24 protein-coding genes are annotated in these 23,425 nt (G+C 62.1%); 13 read left to right on the forward strand and 11 right to left on the reverse strand.

The window, feature by feature from the left end; genetic code table 11:
- Positions 1 to 3: 3 nt before the first annotated feature.
- From F7R06_RS07610 to F7R06_RS31225, 3 genes are all read right to left on the reverse strand, one after another.
- Positions 4 to 879, reverse strand: a complete 876-nt coding sequence (locus F7R06_RS07610; RefSeq protein WP_090320624.1) for a substrate-binding periplasmic protein — start codon at positions 877 to 879, stop codon at positions 4 to 6.
- 3 nt (positions 880 to 882) lie between these two features.
- Complete coding sequence (pedF, locus tag F7R06_RS07615; protein WP_090320621.1) at positions 883 to 1,344, reverse strand: cytochrome c-550 PedF; 462 nt, start codon at positions 1,342 to 1,344, stop codon at positions 883 to 885.
- A gap of 151 nt (positions 1,345 to 1,495) precedes the next feature.
- The gene (locus F7R06_RS31225; protein WP_281198139.1) at positions 1,496 to 1,618 is read right to left on the reverse strand and encodes a hypothetical protein; all 123 of its coding nucleotides are present in this window, start codon (positions 1,616 to 1,618) and stop codon (positions 1,496 to 1,498) included.
- A 157-nt stretch (positions 1,619 to 1,775) separates the two neighbouring features.
- Here F7R06_RS31225 and F7R06_RS07620 point away from each other — a divergent pair, with 157 nt between their 5' ends.
- The 6 genes from F7R06_RS07620 to F7R06_RS07645 all read left to right on the forward strand — a co-directional run bounded on the left by F7R06_RS07620 (position 1,776) and on the right by F7R06_RS07645 (position 6,863).
- Positions 1,776 to 2,960, forward strand: coding sequence for an ABC transporter substrate-binding protein (locus tag F7R06_RS07620; RefSeq protein WP_090320618.1), 1,185 nt, complete (start codon positions 1,776 to 1,778; stop codon positions 2,958 to 2,960).
- Between the two features lie 31 nt (positions 2,961 to 2,991).
- Positions 2,992 to 3,951, forward strand: coding sequence for a YVTN family beta-propeller repeat protein (locus F7R06_RS07625; protein ID WP_090320615.1), 960 nt, complete (start codon positions 2,992 to 2,994; stop codon positions 3,949 to 3,951).
- Positions 3,948 to 4,679 (forward strand): ABC transporter ATP-binding protein, encoded by a 732-nt coding sequence (locus F7R06_RS07630; RefSeq protein ID WP_090320612.1) that lies wholly within the window; start codon positions 3,948 to 3,950, stop codon positions 4,677 to 4,679. Before F7R06_RS07625 ends, F7R06_RS07630 begins: the two co-directional genes overlap by 4 nt.
- Positions 4,676 to 5,467, forward strand: a complete 792-nt coding sequence (locus F7R06_RS07635; RefSeq protein WP_090320609.1) for an ABC transporter permease — start codon at positions 4,676 to 4,678, stop codon at positions 5,465 to 5,467. The genes F7R06_RS07630 and F7R06_RS07635 overlap by 4 nt, the downstream gene beginning before the upstream one ends.
- 116 nt (positions 5,468 to 5,583) lie before the next feature.
- Positions 5,584 to 6,141, forward strand: coding sequence for a PQQ-dependent catabolism-associated CXXCW motif protein (locus F7R06_RS07640; RefSeq protein ID WP_090320606.1), 558 nt, complete (start codon positions 5,584 to 5,586; stop codon positions 6,139 to 6,141).
- A 56-nt stretch (positions 6,142 to 6,197) separates the two neighbouring features.
- Positions 6,198 to 6,863, forward strand: a complete 666-nt coding sequence (locus F7R06_RS07645; protein WP_090320603.1) for a response regulator transcription factor — start codon at positions 6,198 to 6,200, stop codon at positions 6,861 to 6,863.
- A gap of 88 nt (positions 6,864 to 6,951) precedes the next feature.
- On the opposite strand, the gene nahK is transcribed toward F7R06_RS07645, so the two are convergent.
- The 3 genes from nahK to F7R06_RS07660 form a co-directional block, all read right to left on the reverse strand.
- Positions 6,952 to 9,585, reverse strand: coding sequence for a hybrid sensor histidine kinase/response regulator NahK/ErcS' (gene nahK, locus F7R06_RS07650; protein ID WP_090320600.1), 2,634 nt, complete (start codon positions 9,583 to 9,585; stop codon positions 6,952 to 6,954).
- Positions 9,515 to 10,678 (reverse strand): nitric oxide-sensing protein NosP, encoded by a 1,164-nt coding sequence (gene nosP / locus F7R06_RS07655; protein WP_090320597.1) that lies wholly within the window; start codon positions 10,676 to 10,678, stop codon positions 9,515 to 9,517. Before nosP ends, nahK begins: the two co-directional genes overlap by 71 nt.
- A 181-nt stretch (positions 10,679 to 10,859) precedes the next feature.
- Positions 10,860 to 11,666: a sulfite exporter TauE/SafE family protein gene (locus tag F7R06_RS07660; RefSeq protein ID WP_090320594.1), complete on the reverse strand. Its 807-nt coding sequence runs from the start codon at positions 11,664 to 11,666 to the stop codon at positions 10,860 to 10,862.
- 162 nt (positions 11,667 to 11,828) lie between these two features.
- On the opposite strand from F7R06_RS07660, the gene F7R06_RS07665 reads away from it, so the two are divergent.
- A complete protein-coding gene (locus F7R06_RS07665; RefSeq protein WP_090327281.1) occupies positions 11,829 to 12,692 on the forward strand; it encodes an MBL fold metallo-hydrolase in 864 nt (287 codons plus the stop codon).
- Positions 12,693 to 12,819: 127 nt separating this feature from the next.
- On the opposite strand, the gene bkdR is transcribed toward F7R06_RS07665, so the two are convergent.
- The gene (bkdR, locus tag F7R06_RS07670) at positions 12,820 to 13,308 is read right to left on the reverse strand and encodes a Bkd operon transcriptional regulator BkdR (RefSeq protein WP_008059350.1); all 489 of its coding nucleotides are present in this window, start codon (positions 13,306 to 13,308) and stop codon (positions 12,820 to 12,822) included.
- 186 nt (positions 13,309 to 13,494) lie between these two features.
- Between bkdR and F7R06_RS07675 the strand changes: the two genes are divergently transcribed.
- The 5 genes from F7R06_RS07675 (at position 13,495) to F7R06_RS07695 (ending at position 19,789) form a co-directional block, all read left to right on the forward strand.
- On the forward strand, positions 13,495 to 14,730 hold the full coding sequence (locus tag F7R06_RS07675; RefSeq protein ID WP_090320589.1) for a 3-methyl-2-oxobutanoate dehydrogenase (2-methylpropanoyl-transferring) subunit alpha: 1,236 nt from the start codon (positions 13,495 to 13,497) through the stop codon (positions 14,728 to 14,730).
- A 1-nt stretch (position 14,731) separates the two neighbouring features.
- Entirely contained in the window at positions 14,732 to 15,790 is a 1,059-nt protein-coding gene (locus F7R06_RS07680; protein WP_090320586.1) for an alpha-ketoacid dehydrogenase subunit beta, read from the forward strand.
- Complete coding sequence (locus F7R06_RS07685) at positions 15,791 to 17,065, forward strand: dihydrolipoamide acetyltransferase family protein (RefSeq protein WP_090320583.1); 1,275 nt, start codon at positions 15,791 to 15,793, stop codon at positions 17,063 to 17,065.
- 3 nt (positions 17,066 to 17,068) lie between these two features.
- Complete coding sequence (gene lpdA / locus F7R06_RS07690) at positions 17,069 to 18,451, forward strand: dihydrolipoyl dehydrogenase (RefSeq protein WP_090320580.1); 1,383 nt, start codon at positions 17,069 to 17,071, stop codon at positions 18,449 to 18,451.
- Positions 18,452 to 18,769: 318 nt separating this feature from the next.
- Positions 18,770 to 19,789, forward strand: coding sequence for a branched-chain amino acid aminotransferase (locus tag F7R06_RS07695; protein WP_090320577.1), 1,020 nt, complete (start codon positions 18,770 to 18,772; stop codon positions 19,787 to 19,789).
- Between the two features lie 186 nt (positions 19,790 to 19,975).
- Here F7R06_RS07695 and dmeF read toward each other — a convergent pair whose 3' ends face one another.
- The 4 genes from dmeF to F7R06_RS07715 form a co-directional block, all read right to left on the reverse strand.
- The gene (gene dmeF / locus F7R06_RS07700; RefSeq protein WP_090320574.1) at positions 19,976 to 20,902 is read right to left on the reverse strand and encodes a CDF family Co(II)/Ni(II) efflux transporter DmeF; all 927 of its coding nucleotides are present in this window, start codon (positions 20,900 to 20,902) and stop codon (positions 19,976 to 19,978) included.
- 12 nt (positions 20,903 to 20,914) lie between these two features.
- Positions 20,915 to 21,190 carry a metal/formaldehyde-sensitive transcriptional repressor gene (locus F7R06_RS07705; RefSeq protein WP_047528162.1) on the reverse strand — a complete coding sequence of 92 codons (276 nt, stop codon included), beginning with the start codon at positions 21,188 to 21,190 and terminating at the stop codon, positions 20,915 to 20,917.
- A 134-nt stretch (positions 21,191 to 21,324) separates the two neighbouring features.
- A complete protein-coding gene (locus tag F7R06_RS07710) occupies positions 21,325 to 21,828 on the reverse strand; it encodes an MEKHLA domain-containing protein (RefSeq protein ID WP_162842369.1) in 504 nt (167 codons plus the stop codon).
- On the reverse strand, positions 21,821 to 22,159 hold the full coding sequence (locus F7R06_RS07715) for an FKBP-type peptidyl-prolyl cis-trans isomerase (protein WP_090320571.1): 339 nt from the start codon (positions 22,157 to 22,159) through the stop codon (positions 21,821 to 21,823). The genes F7R06_RS07710 and F7R06_RS07715 overlap by 8 nt, the downstream gene beginning before the upstream one ends.
- A gap of 185 nt (positions 22,160 to 22,344) precedes the next feature.
- Between F7R06_RS07715 and F7R06_RS07720 the strand changes: the two genes are divergently transcribed.
- On the forward strand, positions 22,345 to 23,418 hold the full coding sequence (locus F7R06_RS07720; RefSeq protein WP_090320568.1) for a sensor domain-containing diguanylate cyclase: 1,074 nt from the start codon (positions 22,345 to 22,347) through the stop codon (positions 23,416 to 23,418).
- The last annotated feature ends 7 nt before the right edge of the window (positions 23,419 to 23,425 follow it).

The following is a 23,425-nucleotide window of genomic DNA, read 5'->3' on the forward strand; positions in this document are numbered from 1 at the left end:
CTCCTATTGATACATCTCGGGTACGTCATACCGCAGGCCGTAATGGCCATAGATGGTTTTCACCGAGCCCTCGCGGATCAGCCCTTCCAGTGCCTCTTCCACGGCATAGGCCAGCTGCCGGTTGCTTTCGTGCACGGCCATGCCGATTTCCCAGAGTTGTTTGCCCATGTTCGGATAAGCGTTTTCCGCCAGCGCCACTTGCGGGTCGGCGGCCTCGTGCACCTGCCAGTCGATCTCGCCGCGCATGGCCATCACCGCGTCGACCTCACCGGCCTTCATCGCTGCAAACGCCTGGGGTACGCCCGGGTAATGGTGGGTCTTGCCGGCGAGCATGCCGTTGAACACCGAGGTCAGGTAAAACGACGGCACGCTGTCGACCTCGACCCCGATCGGGTGCTGCTCGAACACCGCGACACTGCCGACCTTGTCCAGTCGCCGACGGTCGTACGCCACTTGCCATTGCTCGTTCTGGTAAGGACCGAACATCACCACATGACCGTTTTCCATCTCGCCGAACTCGTTGCGTTTCTGCGCGTAGTCGCGGTCGTAAGGCACGCGCATCATCAGGTCGGCCAGTTGCTGCTTGTGCAGCGGACTGGCACGCCAGATGTAGTCACGCAGGTCGTCGTCGAGTTTTTCTCCGGCCGGCGCCCAGATCAGCGTCAGGCGCACGCCCAGCGCCTTGGCCAGCGCCTCGGCGAGTTCGACGTCGACACCGCGAGGCTGACCGGCGTCTTCGAAACTGTAGGGCGCGAAGTCCTTGTAGACCGCTACCTTCAGTTCCCCGGCGGCGATCATTTCGTCATAGTTGCGGACCTGCGCCTGCACCGACTGGCAGCACAGCCACACAGCGCTGATCAACACCGCGAGCAGGCGCATGGGTTACTCCTCGATGTGGACGCTGTCCAGATAAGTGCGGACCGCCCACAGGGCTTCCTGGCTCAGGTAGTCGGCCATCTTCGGCATGTAGACCCGACCATCTCGCACCGCCCCGTTGCGCACCCGTTCGACGAACCACTCATCGCCGGCATCGCCGACATCAAGCTTGCGCAAATCCGGTGCGATTCCGCCTGATATGGCCTCCAGACCGTGACAGGCCGCGCAGTTCTGGGTGTAGGCCGACGAGCCGATTTCCAGGGCCTTGTCGTGCTCCGGGGAATTGCGGTACGGGTTCTCGGCGGCCCAGCCATCACCATCCACCTTCACACCGGCATCCTTGATCGGCGTCAGGCCTTTGGTTTCGACGGCCTGAGGCACCACGTTGCCGTGGGCCCATACGGAACCTGCACTGATAAAGCCGGCCAGCAGTCCGGCAGCGAGCAAGGCGTTGCGTTTTGTTGTCATTGTTATGCCCTCAAGATTGCACGCAAAACCTCTTGGCAGAGGCTATGGCGATCATCTTAGGAACCCCGCCGCGCCGGCCCCATGCTGCTTTGGTGGTCGCGACCTCCTCCCTTGGTCGTAGAGCTTGTGGCGCACTCGCACCTCGGCGGTGCTAGCGACCCGGTGTCAGGGGCAGGACCTGGGGCGGCACGGGACGCGGGGCGTGAAGCCTGTCAACGCCGATCAGGGTAAGAATCAGCAGAAACGGCAAGAGCAGTGCCTTGAGAATACGCATGGTCAGTCCCATCCAGAATGACGGTCGTTGCTGCCCATGCTAGAACCGCGCCGTTTGCCGCGGGTTACGACCTTGGTACTGCCTCATCGGTACTTTCTGCATATTTCCACGGTTCCACGGCCTTCCTATGCTGGCGCTACCTGTTAAGGAGTGCCCTATGCGCCAGCTTGCCCCTTACGCCTTGTTCTATCTGCTGGCGATTGCCTGCGCTGCCGGCCTGGCGACTCAGAGCCAGGCGGCGGACGCGTCATTGCAGGTGCGGATCGGCTACCTGGGCTATCGCCCCGACCCTGGACCGTTGCTGTCGAACGTGATTCCCGAACCGAGCGATGCCGGGTTGCGTGGCGCCGAACTGGCGATCACCGACAGCAATAGCACCGGGCGCTTTCTCAACCACAGCTACAGCCTGGTGAGTGCCAGCGCCGACAATGCGGATGCGTTGATCGAAGCCGCCAAGGCCCAGCACGCAGAAGGCCTGCGGCTGTTTGTGGTGAACGCGCCGGCAGAGACCCTGCGCCGGCTCAGCGCGGTGCTTCCCGACAGTCTGTTGTTCAACGCCGGCAGCCCGGACGACAGCCTGCGCACCACCGATTGCCTGCCGAACGTGCTGCACAGCCTGCCCAGCCGGGCGATGCTCGCCGATGCCCTGGGGCAATTTCTGGTGGTGCGCAAATGGCAGCGGGCGCTGCTGATCGTCGGCCCGACCGCGGACGATCAAGCCTACGCCGCCGCCCTGCGCCGCGCGGCGAAACGCTTCGGCCTGCAACTGGTGGCGGAAAAGGCCTGGAGCTTCGACAACGATCAACGACGCAGCGCCCAGGCCGACATGCCGCTGTTCACCCAGACCGCTGAATATGACGTGGTGTTGGTGGCCGATGAACGCGGCGATTTTGGTGAATACGTGCCGTACCAGACCTGGTACCCGCGCCCGGTGGCGGGCACCCAGGGCTTGACCCCGGTGGGCTGGCACAAAACCGTGGAAACCTACGGCGCCGCGCAGTTGCAAAAACGCTTCGAAGCCCTGGCCGGACGCTGGATGAACGACCGTGACTTCGCCGCGTGGATGGCCGTGCGCAGCATCGCCAGTGCCGTGAGCAAACTGCGCCAGACCGAGCCCATGGCGATCCGTGACCTGGAAATCAGCGATCAACTGCCGCTGGACGGCTTCAAGGGCCGCAAGCTCAGTTATCGGCCGTGGAACGGCCAGTTACGTCAGCCGATTCCCATCGTCCAGCCCCGGGCACTGGTCAGCACCTCGCCCCAGGACGGCTTTCTGCACCCCTTCAACGAGATGGACAGCCTGGGTTACGACAAGCCCGAGGTCAGCTGCCGCTTTCCCTGAGCACAACAACGACAACAACAAGGAATCTGCCATGCGCCGCACCCTGCTTTCATGCGCCCTGCTGCTCGCCGCCGGGCATGCCACGGCCAGCACTGCCTGGGTCTCCAACGAAAAGGACAACAGCCTGAGCCTGATCGACATGCAGACCCTGCAAGTCACCGACACCCTGCCCGTCGGCCAGCGCCCGCGCGGTCTGCTGCTGTCCCATGACAACAAGCTGCTGTACATCTGCGCCAGCGACTCGGACCGGGTGCAGGTGATGGACGTGGCCACGCGCAAGATCATCAAGGAGTTGCCTTCGGGCAAGGATCCCGAGCAGTTCGCCCTGCACCCCAACAATCGCTGGTTGTATGTGTCCAACGAGGACGATGCGCTGGTCACGGTGATCGACACCGAAACGTCCAAGGTCCTCAGCCAGATCAATGTCGGCGTCGAACCCGAAGGCATGGCCGTCAGCCCCGATGGCAAGTGGGCGGTGAACACCAGCGAAACCACCAACATGCTGCACTGGATCGATACCAGCACCCAGACCCTGACTGACAGCACCCTGGTGGATCAACGCCCGCGTTTCGTCGAGTTTTCGGCGGATGGTTCGCAGCTGTGGGCCTCGGCGGAAATCGGCGGCACCGTGACCATTCTCGATGTGGCCAGCCGCAAGGTCCTCAAGACCCTGAACTTCCAGATCAAGGGTGTGCACCCGGACAAGGTCCAGCCGGTGGGTGTCAAACTCAGCGCCGATGGCAAGTACGGCTTCGTCGCGCTGGGCCCGGCTAACCATGTGGCGGTGATCGATGCCAGGACCTTCGAGATTCTCGACTATCTGCTGGTGGGGCGACGGGTCTGGCAGATGGCGTTTACCCCCGATCAAAAGCAGTTGCTGGCCACCAATGGCGTCAGCGGTGACGTTTCGGTGATTGATGTCGATAGCCTCAAGGTCACCAAATCCGTGAAGGTCGGACGCTATCCCTGGGGCGTGGTGGTGACCCCATGAACGCCCTGGAGGTCGTCGACCTGAGCTTCGCCTACGGTGCCCGAGAGGCCTTGCGCCAAGTGAGTTTCAGTCTGGCGCCGGGGCGCTTCGCGGCGCTGCTGGGGCCCAACGGTGCCGGCAAATCGACCCTGATCGCCTTGCTGACCCGGCTCTATGACGTGCAGCGCGGTGACATCCGCGTCGGTGGCTGCTCGTTGTCGAGGACACCACGGCCAGCGCTCAGGCAGTTGGGCGTGGTGTTTCAACAAAGCACCCTCGACCTGGACCTCAGCGTCGAGCAGAACCTGCGTTATCACGCGGCGCTGCATGGCCTGTCCAGGCGCCAGAGCGCCCTCCGGGTCGACGCGGAACTGGCCCGGCAGGCCCTGACCGAACGCCGGCGCGAACGGGTACGCGAGCTCAATGGCGGCCATCGCCGGCGGGTGGAAATTGCCCGCGCCCTGCTGCATGAACCGCGTCTTCTGCTGCTCGACGAAGCCAGTGTCGGACTCGATCCCGCCAGTCGCCTGGCGCTCAACCAGCACATTCGCAACCTGTGCCGCGAGCAGGGCATCAGCGTGCTCTGGACCACCCACTTGCTTGACGAAGTGCAGCCCAGCGATGACTTGCTGATCCTCCATCAAGGCCGGCTGGTCGCCAGCGGGCAGGCCGATGCGTTGAGCCTGGCACACGGCGGCGATCTGGGTTCGGTCTTCACCCGTCTGACCACATCCGGAGCGGCCCGATGAATGCGTACTGGCAATGTTTCAGCGGTATCGTGCTGCGCGAATGGCTGCGTTTCGTGCTGCAACGCACGCGGTTTCTCAGCGCGCTGGTGCGGCCCCTGTTATGGCTGTTGGTGTTCGCCGCGGGTTTTCGCGCCGCCCTTGGCATCGCGATCATCGAGCCCTACGACACCTACATTCCCTATGAGGTGTACATCATTCCCGGCCTGGCCTGCATGATCCTGCTGTTCAACGGCATGCAGGGTTCGCTGTCGATGGTTTACGACCGCGAGATGGGCAGCATGCGCGTGCTGTTGACCAGCCCCCTGCCCCGGACCTTTCTGCTGTGCAGCAAGCTGTTGGCCACGGCGCTGATTTCGTTGTTGCAGGTGTATGCGTTTCTGGCCATTGCCTGGGTCTACGGCGTGCAACCGCCGGCCATGGGCCTGCTGTTGGCCTTGCCGGCGTTGTTGCTGGTGGCGTTGATGCTCAGTGCCCTGGGCCTTTTGCTGTCGAACGCGATCCGCCAGCTGGAGAACTTTGCCGGGGTGATGAATTTCGTGATCTTCCCGCTGTTTTTCCTGTCGTCGGCCCTGTACCCGCTGTGGAAGATGCGCGAGTCCAGTGAGTGGTTGTATTGGTTATGCGCCCTGAACCCGTTCACCCATGCCGTGGAACTGGTGCGGTTTGCCTTGTATGAACGCTTCAATGCCCTGGCGCTGGCGGTGTGCGTGGGGCTGACCCTGCTGTTTTCGCTACTGGCCGTGCTGACGTTCAACCCGCAACACGCCGCCCTGCGCAAATCCGGCTGACAGCCCCTCTGCAGGACCAAAATTACTACTTTAGTACTGGTTTTCCTGTCTATGGTCGCATTCCAAACGCAGCACGACTGGCATGTAATGGGCTCATAACGATAAGGACTGAACCCATGCCGCATGCCCCACATCGCCTGCTGCGTCTCTCTCTTGCTGCGTTGGCGCTGAGCCTGTGGCTGGGCAACGCCCACGCTCAAGCCCCGCTGTTTTCCGCAGAGGGCTATCGCATCGACCTGTACCGCAGCCCGACGCCGGACCAGCTGCAGGGCGCGACACTCGTCGACACCCCGGCCCTGCAAAGCCTGCTTGAACAATCCCCGCGCCCGCTGCTGATCGACGTCTACCGCCGGCAATGGCTGCAAGGCCGCTTCATCGAAGACACGCCCCACGAAAACCTGCCCGGCAGCCATTGGCTGGCCAACACCGGTGACGGTGAGCTGACGCCACAGTGGCAGGACTATTTCACTGACAACCTGAAAAAACTGACCGCCGGTGACCCGACGCAACCGCTGGTCTTTTACTGCCGCTCCGACTGTTGGTTGAGCTGGAACGCGGTCAAACGCGCGGCCACCCTGGGCTATAAGACACTGTATTGGTACCGTGACGGAGTGGACGCCTGGCAGGCGGCCAACCTGCCGGTGACGCCGGCCCGGCCCGAACCCTTTCCCTGAGCTTTACGCGTGCGTGTTGTTGCCACACCATAATCAAAATAATGAGGTGAAAGGCTATGTACAAAATTCTGATTGCCGATGATCACCCGCTGTTTCGCGAAGCCATCCACAACGTCATCAGCGACGGCTTTGCCGGCAGCGAAGTGATGGAAACCGCCGACCTGGACAGCGCCCTGGCCCTGACCCGGGAGCACGATGACCTGGACCTGATCCTGCTCGACCTGAACATGCCCGGCATGCACGGGCTCAATGGCTTGATCAACCTGCGCAACGAAGCGCCGACCATTCCGGTGGTGATCGTGTCTGCCGAGCAAGACAAGCAAATCGTCCTGCAGGCCATCACTTACGGCGCGGTGGGGTTCATCACCAAATCCTCGCCCCGCAGCCAGATGACCGACGCGATCCAACAGATTCTCAACGGCAATGTCTACTTGCCCCCGGACATTATCCGCTCGGCCAGAGCCGGCACCCACCGGCGAATGAATGACACCCCAAGCTTCCCGCCGGAGCTGCTCCAGGCCCTGACCCGCAAGCAATTGCAGGTGCTGGAACGCATGACCAAGGGCGAGTCCAACAAACAGATCGCCTACACCCTGGAAATCGCCGAAACCACGGTCAAGGCCCACGTCTCGGCGATCCTGCGCAAGCTCAACGTGCACAACCGGGTGCAGGCAATCCTGAGTGCCGGGGACATTGATTTCGGGTCGTATTTGCGGCGGTGAGTCTGCCTGAAGACCGCATCGCGGCTATCGTCGGAACGCCGCCCGGAGCAGGCTCGCGCCTACAGGGGGGGCACCCACACCGGGGAAATCAAGGCCGAGCGAGCAAATGGCTCATGGCTGTCTTGAGCTTCATCGGCCGTACCGGCTTGTGCATCAGGGTGTGCCCCAGTTCGCGGATCTGCTGCTTGAGCTCATTGCTGTAGTTGGCGGTGATCATCATCGCCGGGATCGGTTTGCCGCGCCGGGCATTGATCCGGGCTACGGCGTCCACACCGTTCTGATCGTTGTCCAGGTGATAGTCGGCGATCAGCAAGTCCGCGTCGGCGTGGTAGTTGTCCACTTGCCGTGCCAGGTCTTCCTCCGACAGCGCCGTGACCACTCGGCAGCCCCAGCCCTCCAGCAGCGTGCGCATGCCAGCACAGATGGTCGCATCGTTGTCCAGCACCCAGACCCGTGCCCCGCGCAGCCGCTCGAGCATCGGCTCGCTCATCGGCAAACCGGGGGCTGCTTGCGGGGCGGTGGCGCTTAACGGCACTTCGACGCAAAACATCGAGCCCTTGCCCGGCCATGAGCGCACCTGGACCCTATGCCCGAGAATGCCGGCGATTTTTTCGACGATCGCCAGGCCCAGCCCGAGGCCGCGATCCTGATCCGGGCGTTGCACATCGCCACGCTTGAACTCCTGGAAAATCTCCTCCAGACGGTTTTCGGCAATGCCCATGCCGCTGTCCCAGACCTGAATCGACAGGCGCTGGTGATGGCGCCTGCAACCCAGTACCACGCGACCGCTGTAGGTGTAGCGAATGGCATTGCTCAGCAGGTTGCGCAGGATGCGCGCCAACAACTGGATATCGCTGCGCACCAGTGCCGAACAGGCGATGAAATGCAGCTCCAGGCCTTCGCTGCGGGCGACCTGGGTGTATTCCGCCGCCAGGGTGTCCAACAGCTCGCTCAGGGCGAACGGCGCGATGTCAGCCTTGATCACCCCGGCATCGAGCTTGGAAATATCCACCAGGGTGCCCAAAAGGTTTTCCACGTCTTCCAGGGAGTTGCTGACATTGCGCACCAGCACCTCGTTGCTGGTCGCTTCCCGGCGTTCCAGCAAGGCGCTGGTGAACAACCGCGCCGCGTTCAAGGGTTGCAGCAGGTCATGGCTGACGGCCGCGAGAAACTTGGTCTTCGACAGATTGGCTTGCTCGGCCTCCTGCTTGGCCTCGCGCAAACGTGATTCGACCCGGCGACGCTCCTCGATCTCACGCAGCAACTGGTCGTTGAGGGTGGTCAGTTCGGCGGTGCGTTCGCGCACCCGCAGCTCCAGATTCTGATAGGCCTGGTGCAACGCCTCGGCGGTACGGCGGCGTTCAGTGATGTCGCGGATCAATACGAAAATCCCCACCACCTCACCGCTGGCCAGCCGATTGGGCACGTAGGAACGCAGCATGTAGCGTTCCTGGTTATTGACGTTGGTTTCGGCGACCTCGAAGGTCACGCTTTCGCCGGCCAACGCCCTGGCCACGTAGGACTCCAGGCGCTGGTAATGTTGCTCGCTGTGCACTTCGCGCAAGCGTTGGCCGAGCATCACGCCCCGTGGCCAGCAGTACCACTCCTCGTAGACCTTGTTGGTGAATTCGTAGACCAGATCGGCATTCAGATAGGCGATCAATGCCGGCACATGGTCGGTGATCAGGCGAATCCAGCGCTCGCTTTCGCTCAGGGCTTCGGCGTGCTGGTAGCGTTCGGTGATGTCGGTGAAGGTGTTGACGAATCCGCCCATGGGCAGCGGATGGGTGCGAATCTCCAGGACCCGGCCATCGTAAAGGCGTTGCTCGCATTCCTGCATGGGCCGCCCGTTGGCGTCGCGGCTGGTCGGGGTCAGCAGGGTCAATTCGCTGTCGGCGATCACTTCGGCAAACGGTCTATGCGCCGCTACCGGTGCCAGGCCACTGAGTTCGAGAAACCGGCGATTCCACAGTTCCAGGATGCCGTCGGCGTTGACCATCGCCACCCCTTGGGAAAGGTTGTCCACCGCCCGTTGCAACAGATGCGACTTCTGCGCCACTGCTTGCTCGCGGCGCACGGTTTCGCTGAGTTTGACGTCGGTGATGTCGGTGAACAGGATCACCCGCCCGCCTTCCTGGGTCGGCCGCTCGCTGACCTGCAACCAGCGACCATCCTGCAGGCGATACAACAGGTTTTCGTCGGCATGCCCGCGCGGCTCTTCGCTGAACAGGCCGTTGTTCATCATCAGGCGCTTGACCTCGGTCAGGCGCATACCGGCGTTGATCCGTACCCGGCTGTTGCTCCAGAAGGCCTTGAAGCGGCTGTTGAACAGGACGATGCATTGCTGGGCATCGAACAGCACGAAGGCGTCGGAGATGCTCTCGATCGCGTCGATAAGGTGTCGATGAGCCGTTTCCGCGCGCAAGCGTGCTTCACTGAGCAAATGGTTGCCCGCCTTGAGTTCGGCCATGGCCTGGTTCAATGCGTCGGTGCGTTCCCGCACCTGCTCGGCCAGCACCACCGAATGCTGGAACGCGGCGTAGGGATCATTGCCCCGGGTGATGCCAGACTCGATGCGTTCAATCAACGCGGCGTTGATGCGTTGCAGCTTCTGATTGTCGTGTTGCAGGCCGGCGATCTGCGCCCGTAGCTCAGCGCAGTCCGAGGGAACGCCCTCGGGCAATGGCGACCCCGGTGAACGTTTGGTTGATGTGCATGCCATTGAACTGTTCTCCGTAGGTGTTGAACCCCATCACCCGCTGCTCGCGCAAAAAAGCGCCGATCCGTTCCAGGCTACCGTCGTCCTCCAGCTCCAGGCGGCGCAGAAAACAGTCGCAGCCAATGGTCAGCAGTAAATCACCGAGGCGTTCCTGCAAGCCGTCGAACAGGCTCTGCAGGTTCGGCAGCATTGGGCCGGGGGTCATGGCGGTGAGGACGATGCCGTTCTCCACGGCGCAATAGAAACTCAGGCTCAAATCGGCATGAACCTGCTGAATGGCGCGCACGTAATACTGCTCGTTGATCCGCACCGCCAAGGGATGCGCGGCGAAGATCCGGTGATCGAGTTCGGCCACTGGCACCCCGATGTGTCGGGCGTACTCGGCGGCGGCCGGCTCGGCATTGAGTTCGAAGACCCGCCGCGAAGCGCTGTCGGCCCCGGTGACCACCAGTTTTTCCTCCCGGGGCAGGATGTGATGGGTGGTGAACACTTCGAAGTCCAGCCAGGTATTGACCAGCACCACCACCGCCGCGCCGCTGTGAAACTCACCGTCGAAGTAGACATGGGTGTGGGTCAGGTAGTTGTCGTCGCCGGCCGAACCGCCGAAATGCGGAATGTCGCCCAGCGCGGCGCTCAAGGCCGCCAGGACCATTTCTTCGCGGCTGGACAGGCCGTCGAGCAAGGTCAGGGCAAAGCTGTTGCCCTTGATCGGTGCCAGGGTGTTGCTGCGACAGCCGCCGACCAGGCGCTCGACCATTTGCTGGGCGTCGATCAGGCTGAAGCGTTCCATCTCGTCGATCAGTTCGAGGGCGATGGAGAAGTGCCGGTGATCGAAACCGACCGCCGTCACGCAATTGCGCCCATACCCCAGCGGAGTGATTTCCCCGGCGCTGGTGCAGCCCGCCAAACGAATGCCGCCGAAGCTTTGTTGCAAGGCCTGCCCCAGCGCCTGCAAATCGTACTCGGCGGAACAGAAGAACAGCACGAAGCCCAGGTGCGGGTGCAACAACTGCCGTGCCAGCTCCTGCGCCACTTGCAGGGCATCGGTGGCCTGGGACATCGCGCTGACGATACCTTCGTTCTGGACCTCCTGCATCGTCGCCCCCCCGCAGGTGCGTGTGTATGAGGTACGAGTGTACGAAGCCAGCGGGAAGCGACCTATGCTACTTGGGTAGCGGGTAGTCGCTTCAATGGGATGAGAGGGGGACGGATTGGGCCGTGACGCGCACAGCCATCAGGCTCGGGAGCGCTTCTTCGCTGCGCGCCACAGGCCCCGGCTACATGGCTGCCTTCAAAAGCATGTAGGCCGCGACCACCAGGCAGATGCTGGCAAAGCCCACCTGCAATGCCCGGGCGGGCACCCGTGCGCTGAGTTTTCGGCCGATGATCATGCCGACGATGCTCGAGGCAATGAACGCATAGCCCAGACCATCGATGCGAACCCCGGCATGCAAGGCGCCGATCACGCCGATGGCCGAGATCAGGCTGATCACCATCAAAGAGGTGGCGATGATTCCGCGCATCTGCACATCGGTCAGTTGCTTGAAGGCCGGGACAATCAGGAATCCGCCCCCCACGCCCAACAGACCCGAGACCACACCGGTCACTGCGCCGAGGGCCGCGAGGGTCGCGGTGCACTTGGCGGTCCAGGAAAACCGCCCGGTGTGCTGGTCGAGCATGCAGTTTTTCTGGCCCCAGTTGGCGTGACCGTGATCGCTCGGGCCCTCTTCCTGGCGCTCACGACGCAACATCCGTCCGGCCACCATGACCATCAGCAGGCTGAACAGGATCATCAGGATTTTTTCCGGCATCTGATGGGCGAAATAGATCCCGACCGGCGAAAAGACCGCCCCCAGCAGGGCAATCAGCAGGGCGGCGCGGTAACGCACCAGGCCATGGCGCAAACCATCAAGCGCCCCGACCGCTGCCGCGCTGCCCACCGCAAACAGCGCGACGGGCGCGGCCTGGGTCATGCTCCAGCCCAGCCCCAGTACCAGCGCGGGAACCGCAAGAATCCCGCCGCCGGCACCGGTCAAGCCGAGCACCAATCCCATCACCACCCCAAAAAAACTCGCCAGCCCCATAAAACACTCATGATCCACGGAAAAAGCCGGGAACGCCCGGTATCGATTGAGTGACAGGATAGAGCCCGCACGGCTTTTTTACCGCATGGATTCGACTCGGGGCTGGTCAACCCGGTGAGAATGAAACTACCCTCAATGCTCTACCAAACAGAAACCGCCCCCATGCCCGCCTTGATTGAAGCCTTCCTCGACCCTGCCTCGTCGACCTACAGTTACGTGATCTACGAAGCCGATGGCAGCCAGTGCGCAATCGTCGACCCGGTGCTCGACTACGACCCGGCCGCCGGGCGCACCGCCACCACCCAGGCCGACCGGATCATCGCTTTCGTTCGCCAACATCAGTTGCAGGTGCAATGGCTGCTGGAAACCCACGCCCATGCCGACCACCTGTCGGCCGCGCCCTATTTGCGTCGGGAACTGGGCGGCAAGATTGCCATCGGCGCGTCAATCAGCAAGGTCCAGAACGTGTTCAAGGCACTGTTCAATCTTGAACCGGAGTTCTGCGTGGACGGTTCGCAGTTCGACCATCTGTTCGCCCCGGACGAGTCCTTCAACATCGGCAACCTCAAGGCCACCGCGCTGCATGTTCCTGGCCACACCCCGGCGGACATGGCCTATCTCATCGACGGCGAGCAGATCCTGGTGGGCGATACGCTGTTCATGCCGGACGTGGGCACCGCCCGTTGCGACTTCCCCGGCGGCAACGCTCATCACCTGTACGCTTCGATCCAGAAACTGCTGGCCTTCCCGGCCGATGTGAAACTTTACGTCTGCCACGACTACCCGCCGGAAGGTCGGCAAGCGCAATGCCAGACCACCGTTGGCGAACAACGAAAAAGCAATATCCATGTGCATGACGGCATCGACGAAGGCACCTTCGTCGCCATGCGCACCCACCGTGACGCCGGGTTGGGCATGCCGACGCTGTTGCTGCCGGCGATCCAGGTGAATGTGCGGGCGGGGAACATGCCGCCGGCGGAAGACAATGGCGTGGTCTACCTGAAAATCCCGCTGAATAAACTCTGACTGCAGGTGCATGGCTTTTCGGCGATGGCGGTGTGTCAGGCGACGTTGATGTTGACTGTGCAGACGCCATCGCGGGCAAGCCACGCTCCCACAGGGGTTGTGGGTGTCTGCGGACGTTTTCGGTTGTTCAGGTGCCCAGGGTCAACCCGTTGGCCGGCAACGGCAGCGCGGTCTTGTAGCGCACCTGCTTGAGCGCAAAGCTCGAACGGATATTCGCCACCCCCGGCACCTTGGTCAGAAAGTCCATCATGAAGCGCTCCAGCGACTGGATGGTCGGTACCAGCACGCGGATCAGATAATCCGGGTCGCCCGCCATCAGGTAGCACTCCATGACTTCCGGGCGATCGGAAATCGCCTCTTCGAAATGCTGCAACGCCTCCTCCACCTGCTTTTCCAGGCTGACATGGATGAACACGTTCACGTGCAGCCCCAGCAGGTCGGCATCGAGCAGGGTCACTTGCTCGCGAATCAGACCCAGTTCCTCCATCGCCTTGACCCGGTTGAAACAGGGGGTCGGCGAGAGGTTCACCGAGCGTGCGAGGTCGGCATTGGTGATCCGCGCGTTCTCCTGAAGGCTGTTGAGAATGCCGATATCGGTACGGTCCAGTTTGCGCATGAGACAAAACCACCTGTTTTTTATGTTTATGCAGATTTTTTATCTGTAAATGATCTTGAGCGCAACGAAACAGAGAGAAATATTCTTCTTGGCCGGGCCTATGATGTTTGTAGGACAAAATTTCTTCTACAAGAACGAAATCTGTCAGCTCACTACAAGAAATTCACAAGATCGAGCGTAGAAGCCATGAACCAAGCGTACGAACCGCTGCGTCTGCACGTTCCCGAACCTTCGGGCCGTCCCGGCTGCAAAACCGACTTCTCCTACCTGCGTCTGACCGACGCCGGCACGGTGCGCAAACCCTCCATTGACGTTGAACCCGCCGATACCGCCGATCTGGCAAAGGGCCTGATTCGCGTGCTCGACGACCAGGGCAATGCCCTCGGCCCATGGGCTGAAGGCGTGCCGGTCGAGATCCTGCGCAAAGGCATGCGCGCCATGCTCAAGACGCGGATCTATGACAACCGAATGGTGGTCGCCCAGCGCCAGAAGAAAATGTCGTTCTACATGCAGAGCCTCGGCGAAGAAGCCATCGGCAGCGGCCAGGCCCTGGCGTTGAACATCGACGACATGTGCTTCCCGACCTACCGTCAGCAAAGCATCCTGATGGCCCGCGAAGTGCCGCTGGTGGGCCTGATCTGCCAACTGCTGTCCAACGAGCGCGATCCGCTCAAGGGCCGTCAGTTGCCGATCATGTACTCGGTCAAGGACGCGGGTTTCTTCACCATCTCCGGCAACCTCGCCACCCAGTTCGTGCAAGCGGTGGGCTGGGGCATGGCCTCGGCGATCAAGGGCGACACCAAAATCGCCTCCGCGTGGATCGGCGACGGCGCCACCGCCGAATCGGACTTCCACACTGCCCTGACCTTCGCCCATGTGTACCGCGCGCCGGTGATCCTCAACGTGGTCAACAACCAGTGGGCGATCTCCACCTTCCAGGCCATCGCCGGTGGCGAAGCGACCACCTTCGCCGGTCGTGGCGTGGGTTGCGGCATCGCCTCGCTGCGGGTCGATGGCAACGATTTCTATGCGGTCTACGCCGCTTCTGCCTGGGCTGCCGAACGCGCCCGCCGCAACCTCGGCCCGACCATGATCGAATGGGTCACCTACCGTGCCGGCCCGCACTCGACCTCCGACGATCCGTCCAAATACCGCCCTGCCGACGACTGGAGCCACTTCCCGTTGGGCGACCCGATCGCGCGCCTCAAGCAACACCTGATCAAGGTCGGCCACTGGTCCGAAGAGGAACACGCCGCGGTCAGCGCCGAACTGGAAGCCGAAGTGATCGCCGCGCAGAAGGAAGCCGAACAGTACGGCACCCTCGCCGGTGGCCAGATTCCGAGCGCCGCGACCATGTTCGAAGACGTCTACAAAGAGATGCCGGAGCACTTGAAGCGCCAGCGTCAGCAACTGGGGATCTGACATGAACGATCACAACAACAATATTCAGTTGGACACCGCCATGACCACGACCACCATGACCATGATCCAGGCCCTGCGCTCGGCCATGGATGTGATGCTCGAACGTGACGACAATGTCGTGGTGTTCGGCCAGGACGTCGGCTACTTCGGTGGCGTGTTCCGTTGCACCGAAGGCCTGCAGGCCAAGTACGGCACCTCGCGGGTGTTCGATGCGCCGATCTCCGAGAGCGGTATCGTCGGTACTGCCGTGGGCATGGGCGCCTACGGACTGCGTCCGGTGGTGGAGATCCAGTTCGCCGACTACGTCTACCCGGCCTACGACCAGATCATTTCCGAAGCCGCCCGCCTGCGTTATCGCTCGGCCGGCGAGTTCACCGCGCCGCTGACCCTGCGCATGCCCTGCGGCGGCGGCATCTACGGCGGCCAGACCCACAGCCAGAGCATCGAAGCACTGTTCACTCAAGTGTGCGGCCTGCGCACCGTCATGCCATCCAACCCCTACGATGCCAAGGGCCTGTTGATCGCCTCCATCGAAAACGATGACCCGGTGATCTTCCTTGAGCCCAAGCGCCTGTACAACGGCCCGTTCGATGGCCACCACGACCGTCCGGTGACCCCTTGGTCGAAACACCCCGCCGCTCAGGTTCCGGACGGCTACTACACCGTGCCGCTGGACGTGGCCGCCATCGCCCGTCCGGGCAAGGATGTCACCGTTCTGACCTACGGCACCACGGTGTACGTGTCGCTGGTCGCCGCCGAAGAAAGCGGCGTGGATGCCGAAGTCATCGACCTGCGCAGCCTGTGGCCGCTGGACCTGGAAACCATCGTCAAGTCGGTGAAGAAAACCGGGCGCTGCGTGATCGTTCACGAAGCCACCCGTACTTGCGGTTTCGGTGCCGAACTGACAGCGCTGGTGCAAGAGCACTGCTTCCACCACCTGGAAGCGCCGATCGAACGCGTCACCGGTTGGGACACCCCCTACCCGCACGCGCAGGAGTGGGCGTATTTCCCTGGTCCGTCCCGAGTGGGCGCGGCTTTGAAACGGGTCATGGAGGTCTGAATGGGCACGCACGTCATTAAAATGCCGGACATTGGCGAAGGCATTGCAGAAGTTGAATTGTCGGTATGGCACGTCAAGGTCGGCGACATGGTCGTCGAAGATCAGGTGCTGGCCGATGTCATGACCGACAAGGCGATGGTCGATATCCCGTCGCCGGTGCATGGCAAAGTCATCGCCCTTGGCGGTCAACCGGGCGAAGTCATGGCGGTCGGCAGTGTGCTGATCAGCATTGAAGTCGAAGGTGCGGGCAACGTTAAAGAGTCGGCTCAGCCAGCGGCCCCTGTCAAAGAAGCAGCGGTTGCAGCCCCGAAAGTGGAAGCCGTGGTCGAAAGCAAACCAGTCGCAGCCGCGGCGCCACGCCCGGCCGTGTGCCAGGGCCCGATGGTGGCCCGTGAAGCGAATGAGCGTCCGTTGGCGTCCCCGGCCGTGCGCAAGCATGCGCTGGACCTGGGCATCCAGTTGCGTCTGGTACGCGGCACCGGCCCGGCCGGTCGGGTGTTGCACGAAGACCTCGAGACCTACCTGGCCCAGGGCCAGTCGAATGCGTCGAGCGTCAGCAGCGCTTACGCCCAGCGCAACGATGAACAGCAGATCCCGGTGATCGGCATGCGCCGCAAGATCGCCCAGCGCATGCAGGACGCCACGCAACGCGCCGCGCATTTCAGCTACGTCGAAGAAATCGACGTCACCGCCGTGGAAGAGCTGCGCGCGCACCTCAACGAAAAACACGGCGCCACTCGCGGCAAGCTGACCTTGCTGCCCTTCCTGGTCCGCGCCCTGGTCGTTGCCCTGCGCGACTTCCCGCAAATCAACGCCCGTTACGACGACGAAGCCCAGGTCATCACCCGCCTCGGCGCGGTGCATGTGGGGATCGCCACCCAGGCCGACATCGGCTTGATGGTCCCGGTGGTGCGCCACGCCGAAGCCCGCAGTCTGTGGGACAGCGCGGCAGAAATCGCCCGTCTGGCCACGGCCGCACGCAATGGCAAGGCCAGCCGCGATGAACTGTCCGGTTCGAGCATCACCCTGACCAGCCTCGGCGCGTTGGGCGGCATCGTCAGTACGCCGGTGCTGAACCTGCCGGAAGTGGCGATTGTCGGCGTGAACAAAATCGTCGAACGGCCAATGGTGATCAAAGGCCAGATCGTGATTCGCAAGATGATGAACCTCTCCAGCTCCTTCGATCACCGCGTGGTCGACGGCATGGACGCGGCGCAATTCATCCAGGCCGTGCGTGGCCTGCTCGAACAACCCGCCACCCTGTTTGTGGAGTAAGTCATGCAAACTCTGAACACCACGCTGCTGATCATCGGCGGCGGCCCCGGCGGTTACGTGACGGCGATCCGTGCCGGCCAGTTGGGCATCGCGACCATTCTGGTAGAAGGGCAATCCCTGGGCGGCACCTGCCTGAACATCGGCTGCATTCCATCCAAGGCACTGATCCACGTCGCCGAGCAGTTTCACCAGACGCAACAGCACAGCCAGCATTCGGCCCTGGGCATCAGCGTGTCGGCGCCGACCCTGGACATCGGCAAGAGCGTCGAGTGGAAGGACGGCATCGTTGATCGCCTGACCACCGGCGTCGCCGCGCTGCTGAAAAAGAACAAGGTCCAGGTCATTCAAGGCTGGGCCAAGGTCATCGACGGCAAGACCGTCGAAGTCGGCGACACCCGCATTCAATGTGAGCACCTGGTGCTGGCCACGGGTTCGAAGAGCGTTAACCTGCCGATGCTGCCAATTGGCGGGCCGATCATTTCGTCCACCGAAGCCCTGGCACCGAAATCGATACCGAAACGGCTGATTGTGGTCGGTGGCGGTTACATCGGCCTGGAACTGGGCATCGCTTATCGCAAGCTCGGTGCCGAGGTGAGCGTGGTCGAGGCGCAGGAGCGGATTCTGCCGGCCTACGACGCCGAACTGACCCAGCCGGTGCACGAAGAACTGAAAAAGCTCGGCGTGAAGCTTTACTTGAAGCACAGCGTTCAAGGCTTTGATTCCAAAGCAAATACCCTGCAAGCTCTGGCCCCCAACGGCGACACCCTGAACCTGGAAACCGATCAGGTACTGGTGGCCGTCGGCCGCAAGCCGAACACCCAGGGCTGGAACCTTGAAGCGCTGGACCTCGCGATGAACGGCTCGTCGATCAAGATCGACAACCGCTGCCAGACCAGCATGCGTAACGTCTACGCCATCGGCGACCTCAGCGGCGAACCGATGCTCGCGCACCGGGCCATGGCCCAGGGCGAGATGGTCGCCGAGCTGATCAGCGGCAAGTCCCGCGAGTTCAACCCGACGGCCATCGCTGCGGTGTGCTTCACCGACCCGGAATTGGTGGTGGTCGGCCAGACGCCGGACGAAGCCAAGGCTGCCGGACTGGACTGCATCGTTTCCAGCTTCCCGTTCGCCGCCAATGGCCGGGCGATGACCCTGGAGTCGAAAAGCGGCTTCGTGCGCGTGGTTGCCCGTCGCGACAATCATGTGATTGTCGGTTGGCAGGCGGTAGGCGTCGGGGTGTCCGAGTTGTCCACGGCCTTTGCGCAAAGCCTGGAGATGGGCGCGCAACTGGAGGACATCGGCGGCACGATTCATGCGCACCCGACGCTGGGCGAGGCGGTGCAGGAAGCGGCATTGCGGGCGCTGGGGCACGCGTTGCATTTGTAAATGCGCCCCCTGTGGCGAGGGAGCTTGCTCCCGTTGGGCTGCGAAGCGGCCCCAAACCTGCCACTGCGGAACATCTGATGCACCACAGTGGCAGTTTTTACCAGTGCTGCGCACTGGAGCGGGAGCAAGCTCCCTCGCTACAAAAGGGGGTGAAACATGCGAGAACAATGGGAGTTTAATAAGCAAGCTACGATTTTTGCCTATCCCCCCATCGTCCGGGCTGCGAAACCGGCCCGGAATGAAGTATTGTTGTGCCCATCCGGAAAAACGTCAGAAGCCTTGAACCGTTTCGGCGGTTGTTAAGTGATAGAGGGTGTCATGGGTAACGAGAGCATCAATTGGGACAAGCTGGGTTTTGACTACATCAAGACCGACAAGCGCTATCTGTCGCACTGGCGTAATGGCGAGTGGGACAAAGGCACCCTGACCGAAGACAACGTGCTGCACATCAGCGAAGGCTCCACGGCCCTTCACTATGGCCAGCAATGTTTCGAAGGCCTGAAGGCCTATCGTTGCAAGGACGGCTCGATCAACCTGTTCCGTCCGGACCAGAACGCCGCGCGCATGCAACGCAGTTGCGCCCGCCTGCTGATGCCGCACGTGTCCACCGAGCAGTTCATCGAAGCGTGCAAGGAAGTGGTTCGCGCCAACGAGCGTTTCATTCCGCCTTACGGCACCGGCGGCGCGCTGTACCTGCGTCCGTTCGTGATCGGCGTCGGCGACAACATCGGCGTGCGTACCGCACCCGAGTTCATCTTCTCGATCTTCTGCATCCCGGTAGGCGCCTACTTCAAGGGTGGCCTGACCCCGCATAACTTCCTGATCTCCAGCTACGACCGCGCCGCCCCGCAAGGTACCGGTGCGGCCAAGGTCGGTGGCAACTACGCGGCCAGCCTGATGCCGGGCTCCCAGGCCAAGAAGGCGCATTTCGCCGACGCGATCTACCTGGATCCAATGACCCACAAGAAGATCGAGGAAGTCGGTTCGGCCAACTTCTTCGGGATCACCCACGACAACAAGTTCGTGACCCCGAACTCGCCATCCGTGCTGCCGGGCATCACCCGTCTGTCGCTGATCGAACTGGCGAAAACCCGCCTGGGCCTGGAAGTTGTCGAAGGCGACGTGTTCATCGACAAGCTGTCGGACTTCAAGGAAGCCGGTGCCTGCGGTACTGCTGCGGTGATCACGCCGATCGGCGGAATCAGCTACAACGACCACCTGCATGTGTTCCACAGCGAAACCGAAGTCGGCCCGATCACCCAGAAGCTCTACAAAGAGTTGACCGGCGTGCAAACCGGCGACATCGAAGCGCCAGCAGGCTGGATTGTCAAGGTCTGACCTGACGCCAGATGCACAAAAGCCCCCCATCGGCCTGCCGATGGGGGGCTTTGTTTTAAGCGTGTTTTGCGTCTTTCGTTCGACAAGGCGAGCTAACGCTCGAACTCGTTATTTGCTGGCACACGCGCTGCCCTGTGGGAGCCAGCCTGCTGGCGATGGTCGTCAACGATAACGCGTGTTACCTGGTTAAACGCTGCGCAGTTCTACCGTCAGGTGGGACAGTTCATGCACCGGCGCCAGGCGTTCGCGGATGGTGTCGGCGCTGATGTTCGCCGCCGCCACGACACTGACGATCGCCGCCCGTGCCTGCGGGCCGACCTGCCAGACATGCAGGTCGCTGATGCGCACATCGTCTGAAGACTCAAGCAACTCGCGAATTTCCTCAGCGACGTGTTCGTCCGTGGCGTCCAGTAGTACGGCGGCGCTGTCGCGCATCAATCCGAGCGCCCATTTCGCAATCACGATCGCGCCGACAATCCCCATCACCGGGTCGAGCCAGACCCAGCCCAGATAGCGCCCCGCCAGCAAGGCGGCAATCGCCAGGATCGAGGTCAGGGCGTCGGCCAGTACATGCACGTAAGCCGAGCGCAGGTTGCTGTCATGATGGTGATGATGGCCGTGGTCATGGCTGTGCCCGTGATCGTGGTGACCGTGATCGCCCGCCAGCAGGAAGGCACTGACGATGTTCACCACCAGCCCCACCACCGCAATCACTGTCGCCTCGGTGAAGGCCACGGTCGTCGGCTGGAACAGGCGCAGGATGGATTCACCCGCAATGCCGATCGATACCAGCCCCAGCACCATGGCCGAGGCAAACCCGGCCAGATCCCCGACCTTGCCGGTACCAAAGCTGTAACGCGCGTTGTTGGCGTGTCGGCGAGCGAAGCCATAAGCCGCCGCGGCGATGCCCAGGGCTACGGCATGGGTTGCCATATGAAAGCCGTCGGCCAGCAACGCCATCGAACCGGTGATGTAGCCGGCGGCAATTTCGCCGATCATCATTACAAACGTCAGCACCACCACCCATAGGGTGCGGCGGGCATTGTCGTCATGGGAGGCGCCCAGAAACACATGGTCGTGAGAAAAGCGCGCAGCCTGTGGTGTCAGTGTCATGGTTACAGATCTCTATTTCGAATAACGACGAATGGCTTGCAACAAGTCTTCCAGACCTTCGGCACGGGCTTCGTCACTGAGTCCCGGATGTGCGACGTGCTCACGGGCGTGGGCGTCGATGAACTGTTCCAGCAACCCGTTGACCGCCCCGCGGATGGCCGCGACCAAGTGCAACGTCTTGGCGCAATCGGCATCCGATTCAAGCGCGCGCTCCACGGCCTGGACCTGGCCGGCGATGCGCCGCACCCGTTTGAGCAAGTCATCTTTGTGTTCGTGAATGTGCGACATACCTATACCCCCTACCCCTATCTGGCGCGCATAGTCACCGATAGCCCGAGGGTTGGCAAGGCGTTGACGCAAGAATTATTCAGAGAGGTGTATTGGCGCGGTGACGAGCCGGCTCGTACCACCGGCTGTATCGATCAATCGATCAGGCCCACGCGCCCGGCATCCGGCCAGAAAAGCGCGGCCTGCCCACGGTGAACGCCATCGCGGTCAATCAGGGTCCAGACCTTGCCTTCGTGAATCATGAACGGATGCCCATGGCGGTCCACCCGATAACCACTGTAGCCGTGGGCGATGCCACGGGCGCTGACTTGTTCGAGCAGGGTCTGGCGCATGGCCCGGTCCAGCGGCGAGGCACTGAAGCGCGATGGCATGCCCAAAAACTGCTCGCGGGGGTATTTGAAGCAGGTGAGCGCCTGTTCATTGGCGTAAAAGAAGCAGGGATCGGCTTCGCTGCCATGGGCCAGCAGACTGTAAGGCGCGTGGGCGTGCAGCCAGTGCAGGCGTTCGGCGCCCTTCAGCGAGTTTGGCGCCGGCAGGTTTTCGCCGGTCCAGTGCCGATAAGACCGGTCCAGCCATTCAACGGCGGAGTATTCGTCGATGGCCACTATCGGCCTTTCCAGACCATCACGGTCAATCATCACGCGTCAGCACTTCAAGCAATTCAATCTCGAAAATCAGGTTCGAGTTCGGCGTGATCTTGCCCATGCTCCGCTCGCCATAAGCCAGATGCGCCGGTACCAGCAACTTGCGCTTGCCACCGACCTGCATGCCCATGAGGCCCTGATCCCAGCCCTTGATCACGCGACCGGTGCCGATCACGCACTGGAAAGGCTTGCCCCGGCTGTAGGAAGAATCGAATTCCGTGCCGTCTTCCAGCCATCCACGGTATTGGGTGGTGATCAATGCGCCTTTGACGGCCGCTTTACCGTCACCCGGTTGCAGATCGATTACCTGAAGCTCGTCATTCATTGGATTCACTCGTATGCTCTCTCGCCCGAAAAGGGCCTGACCGGCGCCGTTTTCCCAGATCCGCGCTCGATTGGCAACCCTTGCTGCTGTCAAGCGCGGCGTTGAAAGCTGTTTACCGAAGTGTCCTGAAGTAGGATAAACAAACCTCCCCGGACGGTTCACATCGCCATGATGGCCACCCCAGAATGATATTTGTTTCGACCCCTGCTGCCCTTGGCCTGGTAATACTCACGTTGATCATCGTGCTGCTGTGGCGCGAGCGCACATTACGCAAGCAACTGAGCGAATGTCGCACGCTGATCGACCGCCTCTCCGAAGGGCAGAACATCCATCAGGACGGTGACGCCGAGCGCTTCAAGCGCAGCCAGTACTTTGCCCGCATCGGCACCTGGGACTGGGATGTCGACACCGACAGGCTGTACTGGTCAGACGCGATCTACGGCATGTTCGGGTTCAAGATCGGCGAAGTGACCCCCTCCTACACCTTGTTCTGCGCCTGCGTGCATCCGGATGACCGGGTCAGGGTCCGGGCCGGCGAGCTGCGCTGTCTGGAAACCGGTGACAATCACGACGAGGAATACCGTGTGGTCTGGCCCGACGGCACCATCCGCTGGTTGCGCGAGACCGGCAACGTGGTGAAGAACGAGCAGGACGAAACGATCAAGATGATGGGCGTGGTACGCGACATCACCGAAGAAAAGGCTTCCGCCAATTACCTGCGACACCTGGCGCATTTTGACCCGCTGACGGGATTGCCCAACCGGCTGGTGCTCGAAGAGCGCCTGGCCGAAGCGCTGGAACAGGCGCGTATCAGCGATACGCGGGTGGCGCTGGTGTTCGTCGACCTCAACGGCTTCAAGGCGATCAATGACCACTATGGTCACGCCGCCGGCGACCGCGTACTGATTACCACCGCCACCCGCCTCAAGAAGATCCTGCGCGCAACCGACACCGTCGCCCGCATCGGCGGCGATGAGTTCGTGGTCATTCTTCAAGGGCTGCCTCAGGGCCGCTGCCTGCAAGACGAAGCGCGCAGCATCTGTCAGAAAATCTTCGTCGAACTCTCCCCGCCCGTCACCATCGGCAACGACCAGCGCCATATCGGCACCAGCCTGGGCGTGGCCGTGTTCCCCGACCATGCACCGAGCATGGACCGGTTGATCCACGTTGCCGATCTGGCGATGTATGCGGCCAAGCGCAGCGGGAACAATCAGTACCGATTGGGTGATCAGGCGTTGAGCCACAGCCGGGTGGAGTGAGTGCCCG

Origin of the sequence: Pseudomonas moorei (assembly GCF_008801475.1) — a bacterium.
GTDB classification, from domain to species: domain Bacteria; phylum Pseudomonadota; class Gammaproteobacteria; order Pseudomonadales; family Pseudomonadaceae; genus Aquipseudomonas; species Aquipseudomonas moorei.

Excerpts from the sequence above, each read along its gene's own strand:
- F7R06_RS31225 (WP_281198139.1), bottom strand. The coding sequence starts at position 1,618 with ATGCGTATTCTCAAGGCACTGCTCTTGCCGTTTCTGCTGATTCTTACC.
- pedF (WP_090320621.1), bottom strand. The coding sequence starts at position 1,344 with ATGACAACAAAACGCAACGCCTTGCTCGCTGCCGGACTGCTGGCCGGC.
- F7R06_RS07625 (WP_090320615.1), top strand. The coding sequence starts at position 2,992 with ATGCGCCGCACCCTGCTTTCATGCGCCCTGCTGCTCGCCGCCGGGCAT.
- F7R06_RS07660 (WP_090320594.1), bottom strand. The coding sequence starts at position 11,666 with ATGGGGCTGGCGAGTTTTTTTGGGGTGGTGATGGGATTGGTGCTCGGC.
- F7R06_RS07705 (WP_047528162.1), bottom strand. The coding sequence starts at position 21,190 with ATGTCGCACATTCACGAACACAAAGATGACTTGCTCAAACGGGTGCGG.
- nahK (WP_090320600.1), bottom strand. The coding sequence starts at position 9,585 with ATGGCATGCACATCAACCAAACGTTCACCGGGGTCGCCATTGCCCGAG.
- F7R06_RS07675 (WP_090320589.1), top strand. The coding sequence starts at position 13,495 with ATGAACCAAGCGTACGAACCGCTGCGTCTGCACGTTCCCGAACCTTCG.
- F7R06_RS07695 (WP_090320577.1), top strand. The coding sequence starts at position 18,770 with ATGGGTAACGAGAGCATCAATTGGGACAAGCTGGGTTTTGACTACATC.
- F7R06_RS07715 (WP_090320571.1), bottom strand. The coding sequence starts at position 22,159 with ATGAATGACGAGCTTCAGGTAATCGATCTGCAACCGGGTGACGGTAAA.
- F7R06_RS07630 (WP_090320612.1), top strand. The coding sequence starts at position 3,948 with ATGAACGCCCTGGAGGTCGTCGACCTGAGCTTCGCCTACGGTGCCCGA.
- F7R06_RS07610 (WP_090320624.1), bottom strand. The coding sequence starts at position 879 with ATGCGCCTGCTCGCGGTGTTGATCAGCGCTGTGTGGCTGTGCTGCCAG.
- F7R06_RS07635 (WP_090320609.1), top strand. The coding sequence starts at position 4,676 with ATGAATGCGTACTGGCAATGTTTCAGCGGTATCGTGCTGCGCGAATGG.
- F7R06_RS07680 (WP_090320586.1), top strand. The coding sequence starts at position 14,732 with ATGAACGATCACAACAACAATATTCAGTTGGACACCGCCATGACCACG.
- nosP (WP_090320597.1), bottom strand. The coding sequence starts at position 10,678 with ATGCAGGAGGTCCAGAACGAAGGTATCGTCAGCGCGATGTCCCAGGCC.
- F7R06_RS07665 (WP_090327281.1), top strand. The coding sequence starts at position 11,829 with ATGCCCGCCTTGATTGAAGCCTTCCTCGACCCTGCCTCGTCGACCTAC.
- F7R06_RS07620 (WP_090320618.1), top strand. The coding sequence starts at position 1,776 with ATGCGCCAGCTTGCCCCTTACGCCTTGTTCTATCTGCTGGCGATTGCC.
- F7R06_RS07645 (WP_090320603.1), top strand. The coding sequence starts at position 6,198 with ATGTACAAAATTCTGATTGCCGATGATCACCCGCTGTTTCGCGAAGCC.
- F7R06_RS07720 (WP_090320568.1), top strand. The coding sequence starts at position 22,345 with ATGATATTTGTTTCGACCCCTGCTGCCCTTGGCCTGGTAATACTCACG.
- F7R06_RS07685 (WP_090320583.1), top strand. The coding sequence starts at position 15,791 with ATGGGCACGCACGTCATTAAAATGCCGGACATTGGCGAAGGCATTGCA.
- bkdR (WP_008059350.1), bottom strand. The coding sequence starts at position 13,308 with ATGCGCAAACTGGACCGTACCGATATCGGCATTCTCAACAGCCTTCAG.
- lpdA (WP_090320580.1), top strand. The coding sequence starts at position 17,069 with ATGCAAACTCTGAACACCACGCTGCTGATCATCGGCGGCGGCCCCGGC.
- dmeF (WP_090320574.1), bottom strand. The coding sequence starts at position 20,902 with ATGACACTGACACCACAGGCTGCGCGCTTTTCTCACGACCATGTGTTT.
- F7R06_RS07640 (WP_090320606.1), top strand. The coding sequence starts at position 5,584 with ATGCCGCATGCCCCACATCGCCTGCTGCGTCTCTCTCTTGCTGCGTTG.
- F7R06_RS07710 (WP_162842369.1), bottom strand. The coding sequence starts at position 21,828 with ATGATTGACCGTGATGGTCTGGAAAGGCCGATAGTGGCCATCGACGAA.